Genomic DNA, 12,196 nt, shown 5'->3' with positions numbered 1-12,196 from the left:
CGCAGGACGAATGTGGTCACAGCGGCGCCGCCCCGTATTTGCGGACGGCCCAGATCAGCACCGGGCCGCCGAGGAACGCGGTCACGATCGCCACCGGCACCTCACCGGTCGGCAGCAGGACCCGGGAGCCGACGTCCGCGGCCAGCATCAGGACCGGACCGAGCAGCGCGGCGAACGCGATCAGCCACGGGATCGACGCGCCGGCCACCCGCCGCGCCAGATGCGGCACGATCAGCCCGACGAACAGGATCGGCCCGGCCAGCGCGGTCGCCGCGCCCGCCATCAGCGTGATCAGCAGCAGGGTGACCGTCCGGACGCGCGCGACGTTCGCGCCGAGCGTATGCGCGACCGTCTCGCCGAGCGCGATGGCGTTCAGCTGGCGGCTCACCGCGAACGCGCCCAGCAGGGACAGGCCGATGACGATCAGCGGGATCGTGGTCGGCGCCTGTTCGCGACCGGCCAGTGAACCCACCGACCAGAACCGGTAGACGTCGAAGGTGTCCGGGAACAGCAGCCGCAGGCCGAGGGTGAGTCCCAGCAGCACGGCGCTCAGCGCTGTCCCGGCGAGCACGAGCCGCAGCGGCGACTTGCTGCCGACGGCGTACACCAGCGCCGAAGCGCCGACCGCGCCCAAGACCGCGAGCCCCAGTTCGGCGGGCACCGACGCGGCCAGGCCGAACGAAGACCCGACCGCGATGGCGAACCCGGCCCCGGCGGTCACGCCGAGCACGCCGGGTTCGGCCAAAGCGTTGCGCGACAAGGCTTGCACGAGCACGCCGCCGACGGCGAGCGCCGCGCCGACCCCGATCGCCAGTACCGCCCTCGGCATCCGGATGTCCAGGACCACCGCCCGGTCACTCGGGTTCCCCTCGCCCAGCAGGGCGCGCACGACCTCGCCGGGGGCGATGGCGTGCGCGCCGATGCCGACGCTCAGCACGGCGACCACGACGAGCCCGAGCAGTGCGGCGCCGAGCAGCGCGGACCGCCCGGTGGTGGTCACTTCTTCAGCAGCGGCGCGAACGCCTGGTCGACTGCGTCCAAAGTGGACGTCGCGGCCCGGTAGGTGGCGGCCTCGGTGAAGCGGAACGGGTAGACCTTGCCCGCCTTCACCGCGGGGAGTTCCTTCCACAGCGGCGAGTCGAGGACGTACTTGACCGGCGCGGGCACGGAGCCGTCGGCGGCGACCGAGTAGGTGATCGCGTCGGCCTGGGCGAACGCGGTCGGCAGTTCCTCGATCGACGGGTACTCGCTGACGTCCTTCGAGCCACCGCCCTTGACCTTGACCTGGCCGTAGTACGTGGCACCGATGTCCTGCGCGATGTTGGTGCCCCAGGAACCGTTGAACTCACGCTGGAAGTTGCCCTTGGCGACCTCGCCGTAGGCACCGACGTGGCCCAGCTTCAGCTGCGGCACCACGGCCTTGTACTTCTCGGCCAGCGCCTTGGCCTTGGTGTCGTAGGCGGTCTTCAGCGCGTCGAACCCGGCGGCCGCACCGGCGGCGTCGGCCTGCTTGCGCGACAGCTCACGCCACATCGACGGAACCGACGGGCCGATCGCCACGACCGGCGCGATCGCTTCGAGCCGCTTGATGTCGATGTCGGCGAGCACCGGCTTCGGCACGCCGATCACGATGAGATCCGGATCCGCCTGCGCGATCGCCTCGTAGTTCGTCTCCGACGCCGACTCGCCGGCGACCTTCGCCAGCTCGTCGTACTTCTTGCGCTCCTGCTCGTTGAACAGCGGGATCCCGCGCTTCCAGCTGGACACCCCGACCAGCGGCGCGCCCGCTTCGAGCAGGGCGGGCACGGCGTAGCCGGTGGCGATGACCCGCTTCGGCGAGACCGGGATGGTGATCTGGCCGTTGTCGGCGGCGAACACCCGGGTCTGACCGCCGTCGGCGGCCTTGCCGTCTTCGCCCGCGCCGCAGGCGGTGGCCGCGGTCACGACCGTCAAAGCGAGCGCGAGCGCTCCGGCGAGGCGTCGGGTTCTAGTGGTGCGCATGGATTTCCTCGGTTTTCTTGGTGGGGATCAGTGGTCGTGCTCGTCGTCGAAGTCCGCGACGCCGCGTTTCCAGTAGCCGGTCACGTCGTGGTCGTCCTTGCCGAGCCCGAGGTCGTTCTTGAGCCAGCGGCGCAGCGGTTTGATCTGCCCCGCTTCACCGGCGACCCAGGCGTAAAGCCGTTCCCCGGCGGGGACCTCGATCGTCTGGACCGCACGGGCGAGGACGTCGGACGCGCCGGGCGCCACGTCGCCTCGATGCAGCCAGTGCACCTCGACGTCTTCGGGCGCGGAGAGCTCGATCTCCTCGCTCGCGTCGGTGACCTCGATGAACGCCCAGCCCGCGGCGGTACGCGGCAGTTCTTCGAGCCAGCGCGCGATCGCGGGCAACGCGGTGACGTCACCGGCGAGCAGGTAGCGGTCGTAGGTGTGCGGCACGATCAGCCCGCCGGGCGGGCCGGCGACGTGCACCGGCGTGCCGGGCGTGACCTTCTCGGCCCAACCGGAGCCGAGCCCGCCTTCGTGCAGCGCCACGTCGAGGTCGAGTTCCCCGGAAGCCGGGTCGTACCGGCGGACCGTGTACTCGCGCGACGTCGGCGACGGCTTCGGCCAGCGCAGCATGTCGCCGTCCTGTACCGGGAGCCGCGGCTCGGGGTCCAGTTCGGGGAACAGGATCTTCACGTGTTCGTCGGGCGAATGCGCCTCGAAACCCGCCGTCCCCGGTCCGCCGAGCGTGACCCGGAGCAGCCCGGAACCGATCATCTCGGTGCGCACGACCTCGGCCTGCCGGATGCGGATCGGATACGGCACCTTCTCCGCATGCCGTCCCGCACGGACCTCGGCGATGCGCTCCAGGTGCCGGTGGCGATGGTCGGCGCGGCTCACGTCGCGCTCCCGGTGAGGACCCGCGTCCAGTGGCCGAGGGTCGGCTGCTCGGCGAGGTCGGCGAATTCGAGCGTGTCGGCGCCCTCGGTGCGCCACTGCTCGACCAGGCCCATGATCCGCATCGAGTCGAGGCCGAGATCGGTGAGGTCGGTCTCCGGCTTCAGCTCGGCCGGGTCGCAGCCGAGCAGTTCGGCGACGTCGGCGTGGATCTTCCGGACGGTCAAGCTCATCGCTGTGCTCCCGCGTGGATGGGGGCCAGCGCGGCGAGCGCGGCGGCCGTGGTGGTCAGTGCGCCACAGCGCTGGGCGACGTACTCGCAGGCCTGGTCGTGGCGTTCGCGGGAGAAGTCCGCGACCGCGTCGCCGACCAGGAACGGCTGGACGTCGCGCATGAACGCCTCGACGGCGGTGGTCTGGCAGCCGATATGCGCGTAGACACCGGTGATCAGCAACTGGTCGCGGCCCGCTTCGGCGAGCTGCTCGGTGAACGTGCTGCGCTGGAACGCGCTGTAGCGCCACTTCGTCAGGACCTTGTCCCCCGGCTGCGGGGCGAGCTCGGCCACCACGTCGGCCGCGGCCGGATCGTCGTCGATGACCGCGCCGATCCCGTCGCCCCAGAACTCGGTGAGCAGGCCACGGTCCTCGGCGGCCTGGTGACCGGGCTGCGCGGTGTAGAACACCGGGACCCCCGCGGCGCGGGCGGCGTCGGCCAGCGCGGCGATGTTCGCGATCATCTCCGGGACCGGGGATCCCGCGTACGGCGCGAGGAAGTACCGCTGCGCGTCGTGGACCAGCAGCGCGGCACGGGCGGCGTCGGGTTTCCAGCCGACCCGTCCGGCGGGCAGCTCGGCCTCCGTCGGGAGGGCGTAGGGCTCGATCTTGGGGAGCGACACGTTCACTTCTCCTTCGCCAGGGCGGCCAGTGCCGCCCGCAGCTCGCGTTTGCTGGTCTTGCCGACGCCGGTCACCGGGAACTCCGGCACCACCTGGACCAGATCGGGCACCTTGAACGCCGCGACCCCGCGCTCGCGGACGAACCGGCGCAGCTCCGCCGCGGCGGGTTCGGCGCCTGCCGCAGGGACGACATAGGCACAGGTGCGCTCGCCCAGGTACGGATCCGGCACCGCGACGACGGCGGCGTCGAGCACGCCGGGGTGGGCCATCAGGTGGTTCTCGACCTCTTCCGCGGCCACCTTCTCGCCGCCGCGGTTGATCTGCTCCTTGGCCCGGCCGACCACTTCCAGATGTCCCGACGGATGCCGTCGCACGAGGTCACCGGTGCGGTAGAACCCGTCCTCGGTGAACGCGGTCTTGTTGTGCTCCTCGGCGCGGTAGTAGCCGCGGATCGTGTACGGCCCCCGGGTCAGCAGGGCACCGATCTCCCCCGGCGCGACCACATCGTCCGAAGTGGCCAGTGGGTCGTCCGGGTTCACCACGCGGATCTCGTCGTCCGGCGAGATCGGCCTTCCCTGTGTCGCCAGGACGTACTCGTCGGGGTCGTCGAGCCGGGTGTAGCAGACCAGTCCCTCGGCCATGCCGAACACCTGCTGCAGACGGCACCCCAGCGCGGGCCCGATCTTCTCGGCCAGTTCACGGGCGCATTTCGCGCCGCCGACCAGCAGGACGTCCAAAGAGGACAGATCGCGGGTGGTCCGCGCGGCCGCCTGCGCCCACGCGGCGGCCAGCGGCGGCACCAGCCCGGTGATCGTCACACCTTCGGCCTCGATGAGCCGGAACGCGGTGTCGGCGTCGGGACGCGGCGCGAACACCGTGGCCGCGCCCGCGTGCAGCGCGCCGAGCAGACCGGGTGAGCTGAGCGGGAAGTTGTGCGCGACCGGCAGCGCGGCCAGGTACACGCTTTCCGGGCGCAGACCGCAGATCCGGGCGCTTTCCCGGACGCTGTAGAGATAGTCCTCGTGCGTGCGCGGGATCAGCTTGGGCAATCCGGTGCTTCCACCCGACAACTGGAGGAACGCGACCCCGGCGGGATCGGGATCCGGCAGGGCGCGCGGAGTCGCCGCTTCGAGGACGGCGAATTCCTCCGTGCCGACGACGAAGACGGTGCGTACCGAGGGGATCTCGGCGGCGACCGCGCGGGCCATGGCCGCGTGGTCGAACCGTTCGTGTTCGCCCACGGTCAGGATCGCCGCGGCCTCGCTCTGCTCGGCGAAATGCCGCAGTTCGCTCGCGCGGTGCGCGGGCAGCGCGAACACCGGCAGCGCGCCGGCCCGCCACAGTCCGAAGACGACGGACGCGAACTCCGGCACGTTCGGCAGTTGCACGACGACCCGGTCACCGGCCTGGATCCCGGCGCCGGCGAATCCGGCGGCGAGCCGGTGCGCCCGCTCGTCGAGTTCGGCGAACGTCCAGCGGGCGTTCTCGCCGATGACGGCGAGACGCTCGGCGTAGGCCTCGGCGAGGCTGGTCAGCAGCTTGCCGAAGGTCTGGCCGCGCCAGTATCCCGAAGCCCGGTAGCGCGCCGCGGTTTCCGGCGGCCAGGGCACGTGGTCGGCGGTCATTCCACTCCCTCCAGACCGAGGGCCCGCAGCATGGTGCCGAATTTCGCGCCGGTCTCGGCGAGCTCGGCCGCCGGATCGGAACCCGCCACCACTCCCGCACCGGCGAACAGCCGGACGGTCCGGTCCCGGACTTCGGCGCAGCGGATGGTGACGACCCATTCGCCGTCACCGTCCTGGTCGGTCCAGCCGACGAGACCCGCGTAATAGCCGCGATCCTCGGGTTCGAGCGCGGCGATGGTGTCGCGGGCGAGCGCGGTCGGGACGCCGCAGACCGCCGGTGTCGGATGCAGTGCCTCGGCCAGTCCGAGCGCGGACGAACCGGCGTCGCTCGCGTCGGCGAGGCGTCCGCTGATCTTGGTCGAGAGGTGCCACATCGTGGGCGTGCCGATCACTTCGGGTTCGGCGGGGACGTCGAGGTCGACACAGAACCGGCCCAGGACTTCGGCCACCTGGGCGGCGACGTGCGCGTGTTCGTCACGGTCCTTTTCGGACGCCAGCAGATCCTTGACGCGCCGGGAGTTCTCGGCGTCGTCGGCCACCCGCGGCCGTGATCCCGCCAGCGGGTTGGCCGTGACGACGCGACCGCGGCGGGAGACCAGGAGTTCCGGGCTCGCGCCGATCAGGGTGCGCGGCGCGGGATCCCCCGGCGCGCTGACGTCGACGGCGAAGGCGTGCGCGGCCGGGTCCGCGTGGACGAGGCGCGCCAGCAGCCGCGGCACGGCGACGGGGTCGCCGCCGGTGACGTCGAGGCAGCGGGCCAGCACGATCTTGCGGAGGTCGCCGTCGCGGATCTCGTCCAGCGCCCTCGCCACGGCGGTGGTGTAGACCTCCGGCGCGGGCCGCGGCGACACCGTCCAGCTCCCGCCCAGCGGGGCGACCGGACCACTCGCCTTCGGTGGTCCTGCCTTGCGTACCAGGGCGGGCACCACCAGGCTGCTCGGCGCGTCGGGCCGGAATCCGATCGCGCCGGCGACGACGGGTTCGGTCACTCCCGCCACGAGAGCGGCGTCGAGGACTTCGGCGGCCGCGCGGGCACGCTTGCCGGGCGCCGCGTGGACCGGCGCGTACACGCCGTCGGCGAGCAGCGATCCTCGAGCGGACGAGTAGTAGAACGATCCGGGCAGGTACGCCGCCAGCAGATCGGCCGCCTGGTGGACCGGCCTTGGTCGGGCCGGTGCAGGTGAGGACACGACTGGATTCCCTTTCGCGAATACTACTGACCGAACAGGCGCCCGTGACACCCCAGTACGAAAGCGCCGACTTTCGGTTAGCCTAACCTAATCGTACGGACCCGAAAAGTCTTCGTTGCGTCATCGAGATCACGCGCGGAGCGTCGCGCCGCCGTCGACGTAGAGGTTCTGCATCGTGATGTGCCGCGCGCGATCGGAGGCCAAAAACAGGACGGCGTCGGCGATATCGGCGGGTTCCGCCATCCGGCCCAGCGGTATGCCGACCCGGTATTGCTCCGGATTTCCCGCGATGACACGGTCCGCGCCGTTCTCGTCCGTCCACAGTAGACGTTGCATGTCGGTGTCGGTCGAGCCGGGCGAGACGATGTTGCAGCGGATGCCGGAACCGGCGAGTTCGAGCCCGAGGCAGCGGGTCAGCATGGTCGCCGCGGCCTTCGAAGCGGCGTACGCGGCCATCCCGCTGCGTGGGACTCCCGCCGCGTTCGACCCGACCGTCACCAGCACACCGCTCCGACGGGGCAACATCCGGCGGGAAATCTCGCGGAGCACGGTGAAGACTCCGGTGGAGTTGACCGCGAAGGTCGCCGCCCAGTCCTCGTCGCTCGTGTCGCAGACGGACCCGGGCTTCAGCACACCCGCGACGGACGCCCCGATCCCGATCGGCCCGAGTTCGCTTTCGACCTCGCCGACCACCCGCGCGACGGCGGCGGGATCCCCGACGTCCGCGACGAACGAGGTCACCCCGTCCCGGGAAGCGCTTTCGGCCAGGTCCACCGCCGCCACGATCGCGCCGGCCTCGGCGAGCCCGTCCACGACGGCCGCCCCGATCCCGCGCGCACCTCCGGTGACGAGCGCGACCTTGCCCTCGATCCCTTCCACGCCACAACCACCCCACGTCCCGTTTGCTTAGCCTTGCCTAAGCTAGCGGGCCGAACCGGACAAAGCGAGGGACCGACACCGGTGATTCGGGCCACTCCTTCTTGGGGACTGGACGGCAAAATTGCCGTCGTGCGCGCGGTGCGTGTGTGCTTGGCCGCGTTCCGTGAAGTGCCGGCGCGGCACCGGCACCGAGTTGGTCGGGGTGGTCGTGAGTGGCGATTCGTGTTCTAACCCGAATCGCCACTCACGACCCCCTGTACCGAGACGGCGGCTTCGCGTGATTGGGCGGACGACACACGTGATCAGATGGACGACACGCTCGCGGCGAAGCTTTCGCCGTGAGTCGTCCGTCCAGACACGCGTGTCGTCCGTCTGATCACGTGTGCCGTCCATCCAGTCACACAAGACCGCCGCCACTCACGACCCCTAGCCTGGCAAGGGACAAGACAGCGGACCACGCACGGATCCCCCACCCTGCAACGTGATCTGCGCGCTTCCCCCGAAGGAATCCCTGGCGGTGCACACGATCTGATCGACCGCCTTCGACGACAACCCGGCGACGCCGACCGACAAGGTCACCGTGACCCCGTTCGGCGCGGGCGTCTGGTCCAGCACCGCCGTGCCGGCCGGGACTTCCGTGGTGTACTGCCGTTCCCGCTCGCTCTCGTCCGGTCCGGAGGCGAGCAGGTCGACGGGGCTCGCCGGGGGCAACTCCTCGGCGAGCGGGCGCAGCACCCGGATCGGTTGCCCACCGGACAGGAAGTAGAGCACCGCGGCGTTGGCCGGCCCCACCGGTGCGGGCGCTCCGGCGATCACGGCACTGGGCCGGACGCCGCAACCCGAGACCGTCGAGACGAGCAGAAGCGCCGCGAGCCAGGTCTTCCTCATGCCGTCCCTCCCCGCCGGGGCAAGCGCAGGGTGAACACCGCGCCGCCGTCGGTACCGTTGGCCGCGCTCAACATCCCGCCGTGCAGACGGGCGTTCTCCCAGGCGATCGCCAGCCCGAGTCCGCTGCCGCCGGACCTCGCCCTCGCCGAATCCGCCTTGTAGAACCGGTCGAACACGTGGGGCAGCACCTCGGGCGCCAGCCCGGGACCGCGATCCGAGACCTCCAGCGTGATCTGCTCCCCCGCTTCGGAAAGCCGGAGCGAGACGGGCTTTTCCCCGTGCCGCAACGCGTTCCCGACCAGATTCGCCACGATGACGTCCACCCGCCGGGGATCCCACTCGGCGAAGATCCCGGAGGGCAGCTCTCCCTCCACCTCGCCCGTCCAGCCCCGGATGCGCAGGCTCGCCGTGATCACCTCGGCGACGTCGACCTCCTCCGGGGCCAGTGCGGCGGCCCCCGCGTCGAAGCGGGAGACCTCGATGAGGTCGTTCACCAGCCGGGTCAGGTTGTGCGTCTCCTCGATGCTCATCTTCGCCGCGCGCCCGGCGTCCCCCGGCAGGCTCGACGCCTCCTGCTCCAGCACGTCCGCGACCGCGGTCATCGCGGCCAGCGGGGTGCGCAGTTCGTGCGAGACGTCGGCGACGAACCGCCGCGCGTCGGCTTCCATCCGTTCCAGCTCACCGACGTGGCGTTCCAGCGATTCGGCCGTCTCGTTGAACGTCCGCGCCACCCCGGCCAGTTCGTCCGAGCCGCGGACGCCGACCCGGGCCCGCAGGTCGCCCTCGCCCAGCCGCTTCGCCGCGTCACCCAGTTCCCGCACCGGCCGCAGGACCCCGCGGGCGGCCAGCAGCGCCAGCCCGACGGCGAAAACGAGCGCCAGCCCGCCGATCAGCCAGGCCCGCGTGGCGAGTTCGTCGATACTTGTCGCCTCCGGCACCATGCTGCGCGCGATGTAGGCCTCGATACCCGAATCCCGTTGCTGCCCACCGGGAAGCAGCACCGTGAACCTCGTGCCCACCACCAGCATCGGCGTGCCGCCGGCGTCGACCCGTTGCCAGGCGACGTTTCCGGCCCGGACCCGCTCGCGAAGCTCCGGCGAGATCAGCGACCGCATCTGCTGGTTCCCGCTCGCCCTGTCCTCGAACAGGACCAGGGAGCTCAGCTGACGATCGGACAGTTCGCCGCTGATCCGGCTCAGCGTCCCGTCACCCGGCGGCAGCGGGCCGAGCGGGAACAGCGCGGTGGCCTTGTCGACCAGCACGCGGGCGGTGGCGTCCTGAGCCTGCTGGAGGATCAAGGTCCGGGACTGGACGTAGCCGCCTCCGGCGACCGTCGCCGCGGTGATCACGACCAGCAGGCTGAACGCCAGGAGCAGCCGGGTGCGCAGCCCCCCAAGCTTCACAGCGGCCCGAACCGGTAGCCGAACCCGCGGACCGTCTGCACGTACACCGGCGCGGACGAGTCGTCCTCGATCTTCGCGCGCAGCCGCTGCACACAGGCGTCGACCACCCGGGAATCACCGAAATAGCCGTGCTCCCACACGCTTTCCAGCAGGTACTGGCGGCTGAGCACCCGGCCGGGGACCTGGGTGAGTTCGAGCAGCAGCCGCAGTTCGGTCGGGGCGAGGGCGAGCGGCTTGCCCGCCTTGGTCACCGTCAGCCCGGCACGGTCGATGCCGAGATCGCCGTGACGCTCGATCTCGACGGGCGCGGGCGCCGCGGGCGCCGGTTGCCCGGTGCGGCGCAGCACCGCGCGGATCCTGGCCTCCAGCACCTGGGCCCTGGCGGGTTTGACCACGTAGTCGTCCGCGCCGGCGGCGAGCCCGGCCACCACGTCGATGTCCTCGTTGCGCGCGGTGAGCATGATGATCGGCAAATCCCCCGCCGCACGGATGCGGCGGCAGACCTCGAAGCCGTCGAGTCCGGGCAGCATGAGGTCCAGCACGACGATGTCCGGCGGCCGTGACGCGAGCCGGGCGAGGCCCTCCTCGCCGGTGGCCACCGCGTCGACCGCGTGGCCACGTCCGCCCAGCGCCATGCTGAGCCCGTCACGCACGGCTTGGTCGTCCTCGATGAGCAGCACCCTGGGCATGCCGACGACTATCGCAGCGCCGGACGGAATCCGCTCGTCCATGACACGCCATGATGCCCGTCCCGTTTCCGCGGAACGTCCACGGAATGTCATCGTCACGTCACGACGTGATCCGTGCGGAACGGTGACATTTTCGTCGGCGTCCGCGCACTTCGCCGCGATCGGGTTCGGACAGGCGGCGGCGACCGTTGACGGCATGAAAGAACTCGTGCTCGCGGCGATCACCCGCGTCCTCGCGGTACTGCTGCTGATCCCCGCGTGGCTGGCCTCCCCCGGCCAGGCCCGCCGTCTCGCCTGCGGATGGGCGCTGTCGCTGCGCTTCCCCGCCGAGAACCTCGCCGGGCTCACCCCCGGAACGCTCGCCGCGTTCACCGACGCCAGGACCGAGGCGTTCTGGCGGCATCGCACACTCCTCGGCGTCACCTCGGGACATCGCGACGCCGCCGAGCAGCATCGGCTGTTCCTCGCCGAGGCCGGGCGAAAGCGCGTCCTGCCACCGAAGGATTCCGCGCACGTCCGCGGCACCGCGCTGGACGTCCGGCCGCGCGAGGGCGCGCAGTGGCTGGAAGACCACGGCGCCCGCTTCGCGCTCTACCGGATCTACGACAACGAATGGTGGCATTTCGAGTACCGGCCCGGCGAGGCTCCGCCCGCGCGGTTGCCGCATCCGGGCTGGCAGGCCGGTGTCAGCCGGTGACGGTGATCCGCGGTGCCAGCGCCGCCAGGAAGTCTGGCGCGTCGAAGGTCCCGCCCGCCGACACGACCCCGGTCGCCTTGACCCGCCCGTCGAGCACCCGCTGCGCGGCCTCCACCACCAGCGGTGCCGTGATCGCGTAGATGTCCTGGCCTTGCGCGACGATCCGCCGTTCCTCGCCGCCGGATCGCACGACGACGTCGACCACGAACTCCTCAGCGGACGGTCCGTCCGCGGCGCGTGTCGGCGTCTGGGGCGCCACCACCTCGCGGGCCGCGTTCACGGTCATGTACGTGGTCACCTCGGGGATGTCGAGGTGGCTCGGGACGGTGACGACGTCGGCCATCGTGAATTCGCCGAGCACGGCACGGGTCCCGAACGGCTCGGGGAAGTCCCAGTCCAGCTCCGGCAGCGCGTCCTCGCGGCGTTCGATGCGGCCGCCGGAGAACCGGATCCGCTTGCCGTCACGCCGTTCCCGCGAGACCTTGCCCGCCGCGCGGGTCCCCTCCGTCGGATGCCAGCTGCTCAGCGCGTACGCGATATGCGCTTCGTCCGCGGAAGTCCACTCACCCATCGCGGCGGTGACCATCAGATCGCCGAGCCCGCCGAAGAACGCCATCGCGGGGATCACCGTCGCTCCCCCGGCACGCTCACCGAAGTCCGCGAAGGTGTCCATGTTCGCTTCGAGTTCCGCGGCCACGTCCAGGTACGGGACGCCGGCCCGCAGCGCCGCTTCGATCACCGGTGCGGCGGTGTCGGCGAACGGCCCGGCCGCGTTGATCACCGCGTCCGCGCCCGCGAACGCGCGGTCGAGCGAAGCCGGGTCGTCGACCGAAGCCTGGCGGATCTCGACGTCGGACCAAGGCAGACCGCGCAGTTTGGCCTCGTCGCGCCCCACCGCGAGCACACCGAAGCCGCGCTCGCGCAATTCCGCCACCACGAACCGCCCGGTGTGCCCGTAGGCCCCGAACACCGCGACGTCGTACGTACCCATGGTTTCTCCTGCCCTCGGTCGATCCACTGTGGACCATCCTGTCGGCGGAGCCCGCCGAT

13 protein-coding genes are annotated in these 12,196 nt (G+C 71.3%); 1 reads left to right on the top strand and 12 read right to left on the bottom strand.

What is annotated here, in order from left to right:
* Positions 1 to 16: 16 nt before the first annotated feature.
* The 11 genes from ED92_RS11870 to ED92_RS11820 all read right to left on the bottom strand — a co-directional run bounded on the left by ED92_RS11870 (position 17) and on the right by ED92_RS11820 (position 10,491).
* Positions 17 to 1,000 carry an iron ABC transporter permease gene (locus ED92_RS11870; protein ID WP_037336899.1) on the bottom strand — a complete coding sequence of 328 codons (984 nt, stop codon included), beginning with the start codon at positions 998 to 1,000 and terminating at the stop codon, positions 17 to 19.
* Positions 997 to 2,001 carry an ABC transporter substrate-binding protein gene (locus ED92_RS11865; protein WP_037336897.1) on the bottom strand — a complete coding sequence of 335 codons (1,005 nt, stop codon included), beginning with the start codon at positions 1,999 to 2,001 and terminating at the stop codon, positions 997 to 999. The genes ED92_RS11870 and ED92_RS11865 overlap by 4 nt, the downstream gene beginning before the upstream one ends.
* Positions 2,002 to 2,028: 27 nt before the next feature.
* Positions 2,029 to 2,883, bottom strand: coding sequence for a siderophore-interacting protein (locus ED92_RS11860; protein WP_037336896.1), 855 nt, complete (start codon positions 2,881 to 2,883; stop codon positions 2,029 to 2,031).
* Positions 2,880 to 3,113 (bottom strand): phosphopantetheine-binding protein, encoded by a 234-nt coding sequence (locus tag ED92_RS11855; protein WP_037336893.1) that lies wholly within the window; start codon positions 3,111 to 3,113, stop codon positions 2,880 to 2,882. The genes ED92_RS11860 and ED92_RS11855 overlap by 4 nt, the downstream gene beginning before the upstream one ends.
* Complete coding sequence (locus ED92_RS11850; RefSeq protein ID WP_037336891.1) at positions 3,110 to 3,781, bottom strand: isochorismatase family protein; 672 nt, start codon at positions 3,779 to 3,781, stop codon at positions 3,110 to 3,112. Before ED92_RS11850 ends, ED92_RS11855 begins: the two co-directional genes overlap by 4 nt.
* A complete protein-coding gene (locus ED92_RS11845) occupies positions 3,778 to 5,400 on the bottom strand; it encodes a (2,3-dihydroxybenzoyl)adenylate synthase (RefSeq protein WP_037336889.1) in 1,623 nt (540 codons plus the stop codon). The genes ED92_RS11850 and ED92_RS11845 overlap by 4 nt, the downstream gene beginning before the upstream one ends.
* A complete protein-coding gene (locus ED92_RS11840) occupies positions 5,397 to 6,590 on the bottom strand; it encodes an isochorismate synthase (RefSeq protein WP_037336887.1) in 1,194 nt (397 codons plus the stop codon). Before ED92_RS11840 ends, ED92_RS11845 begins: the two co-directional genes overlap by 4 nt.
* Before the next feature lie 129 nt (positions 6,591 to 6,719).
* Positions 6,720 to 7,469 carry a 2,3-dihydro-2,3-dihydroxybenzoate dehydrogenase gene (gene dhbA, locus ED92_RS11835; RefSeq protein ID WP_037336885.1) on the bottom strand — a complete coding sequence of 250 codons (750 nt, stop codon included), beginning with the start codon at positions 7,467 to 7,469 and terminating at the stop codon, positions 6,720 to 6,722.
* 426 nt (positions 7,470 to 7,895) lie between these two features.
* Entirely contained in the window at positions 7,896 to 8,357 is a 462-nt protein-coding gene (locus ED92_RS11830; protein WP_037336884.1) for a GerMN domain-containing protein, read from the bottom strand.
* The gene (locus ED92_RS11825; RefSeq protein ID WP_037336882.1) at positions 8,354 to 9,760 is read right to left on the bottom strand and encodes an ATP-binding protein; all 1,407 of its coding nucleotides are present in this window, start codon (positions 9,758 to 9,760) and stop codon (positions 8,354 to 8,356) included. Before ED92_RS11825 ends, ED92_RS11830 begins: the two co-directional genes overlap by 4 nt.
* Positions 9,757 to 10,491 (bottom strand): response regulator transcription factor, encoded by a 735-nt coding sequence (locus ED92_RS11820; protein ID WP_037336881.1) that lies wholly within the window; start codon positions 10,489 to 10,491, stop codon positions 9,757 to 9,759. The genes ED92_RS11825 and ED92_RS11820 overlap by 4 nt, the downstream gene beginning before the upstream one ends.
* Before the next feature lie 154 nt (positions 10,492 to 10,645).
* On the opposite strand from ED92_RS11820, the gene ED92_RS11815 reads away from it, so the two are divergent.
* Positions 10,646 to 11,146 carry a D-alanyl-D-alanine carboxypeptidase gene (locus ED92_RS11815; protein WP_037339819.1) on the top strand — a complete coding sequence of 167 codons (501 nt, stop codon included), beginning with the start codon at positions 10,646 to 10,648 and terminating at the stop codon, positions 11,144 to 11,146.
* Here the strand turns inward: ED92_RS11815 and ED92_RS11810 are convergent.
* A complete protein-coding gene (locus ED92_RS11810) occupies positions 11,136 to 12,137 on the bottom strand; it encodes a trans-acting enoyl reductase family protein (protein WP_037336879.1) in 1,002 nt (333 codons plus the stop codon). The genes ED92_RS11815 and ED92_RS11810 overlap by 11 nt on opposite strands.
* Between the last annotated feature and the right edge of the window lie 59 nt (positions 12,138 to 12,196).

This window comes from Amycolatopsis sp. MJM2582 (genome assembly GCF_000754115.1).
In the GTDB taxonomy this organism is placed as follows: domain Bacteria; phylum Actinomycetota; class Actinomycetes; order Mycobacteriales; family Pseudonocardiaceae; genus Amycolatopsis; species Amycolatopsis japonica.
This window is presented reverse-complemented; position numbering and strand designations above follow the sequence as displayed.

Bases quoted from the DNA above. Each gene is read 5' to 3' on its own strand.
- ED92_RS11865 (WP_037336897.1), bottom strand. From the start codon at position 2,001: ATGCGCACCACTAGAACCCGACGCCTCGCCGGAGCGCTCGCGCTCGCT.
- ED92_RS11855 (WP_037336893.1), bottom strand. From the start codon at position 3,113: ATGAGCTTGACCGTCCGGAAGATCCACGCCGACGTCGCCGAACTGCTC.
- ED92_RS11845 (WP_037336889.1), bottom strand. From the start codon at position 5,400: ATGACCGCCGACCACGTGCCCTGGCCGCCGGAAACCGCGGCGCGCTAC.
- ED92_RS11830 (WP_037336884.1), bottom strand. From the start codon at position 8,357: ATGAGGAAGACCTGGCTCGCGGCGCTTCTGCTCGTCTCGACGGTCTCG.
- ED92_RS11820 (WP_037336881.1), bottom strand. From the start codon at position 10,491: ATGGACGAGCGGATTCCGTCCGGCGCTGCGATAGTCGTCGGCATGCCC.
- ED92_RS11815 (WP_037339819.1), top strand. From the start codon at position 10,646: ATGAAAGAACTCGTGCTCGCGGCGATCACCCGCGTCCTCGCGGTACTG.
- ED92_RS11810 (WP_037336879.1), bottom strand. From the start codon at position 12,137: ATGGGTACGTACGACGTCGCGGTGTTCGGGGCCTACGGGCACACCGGG.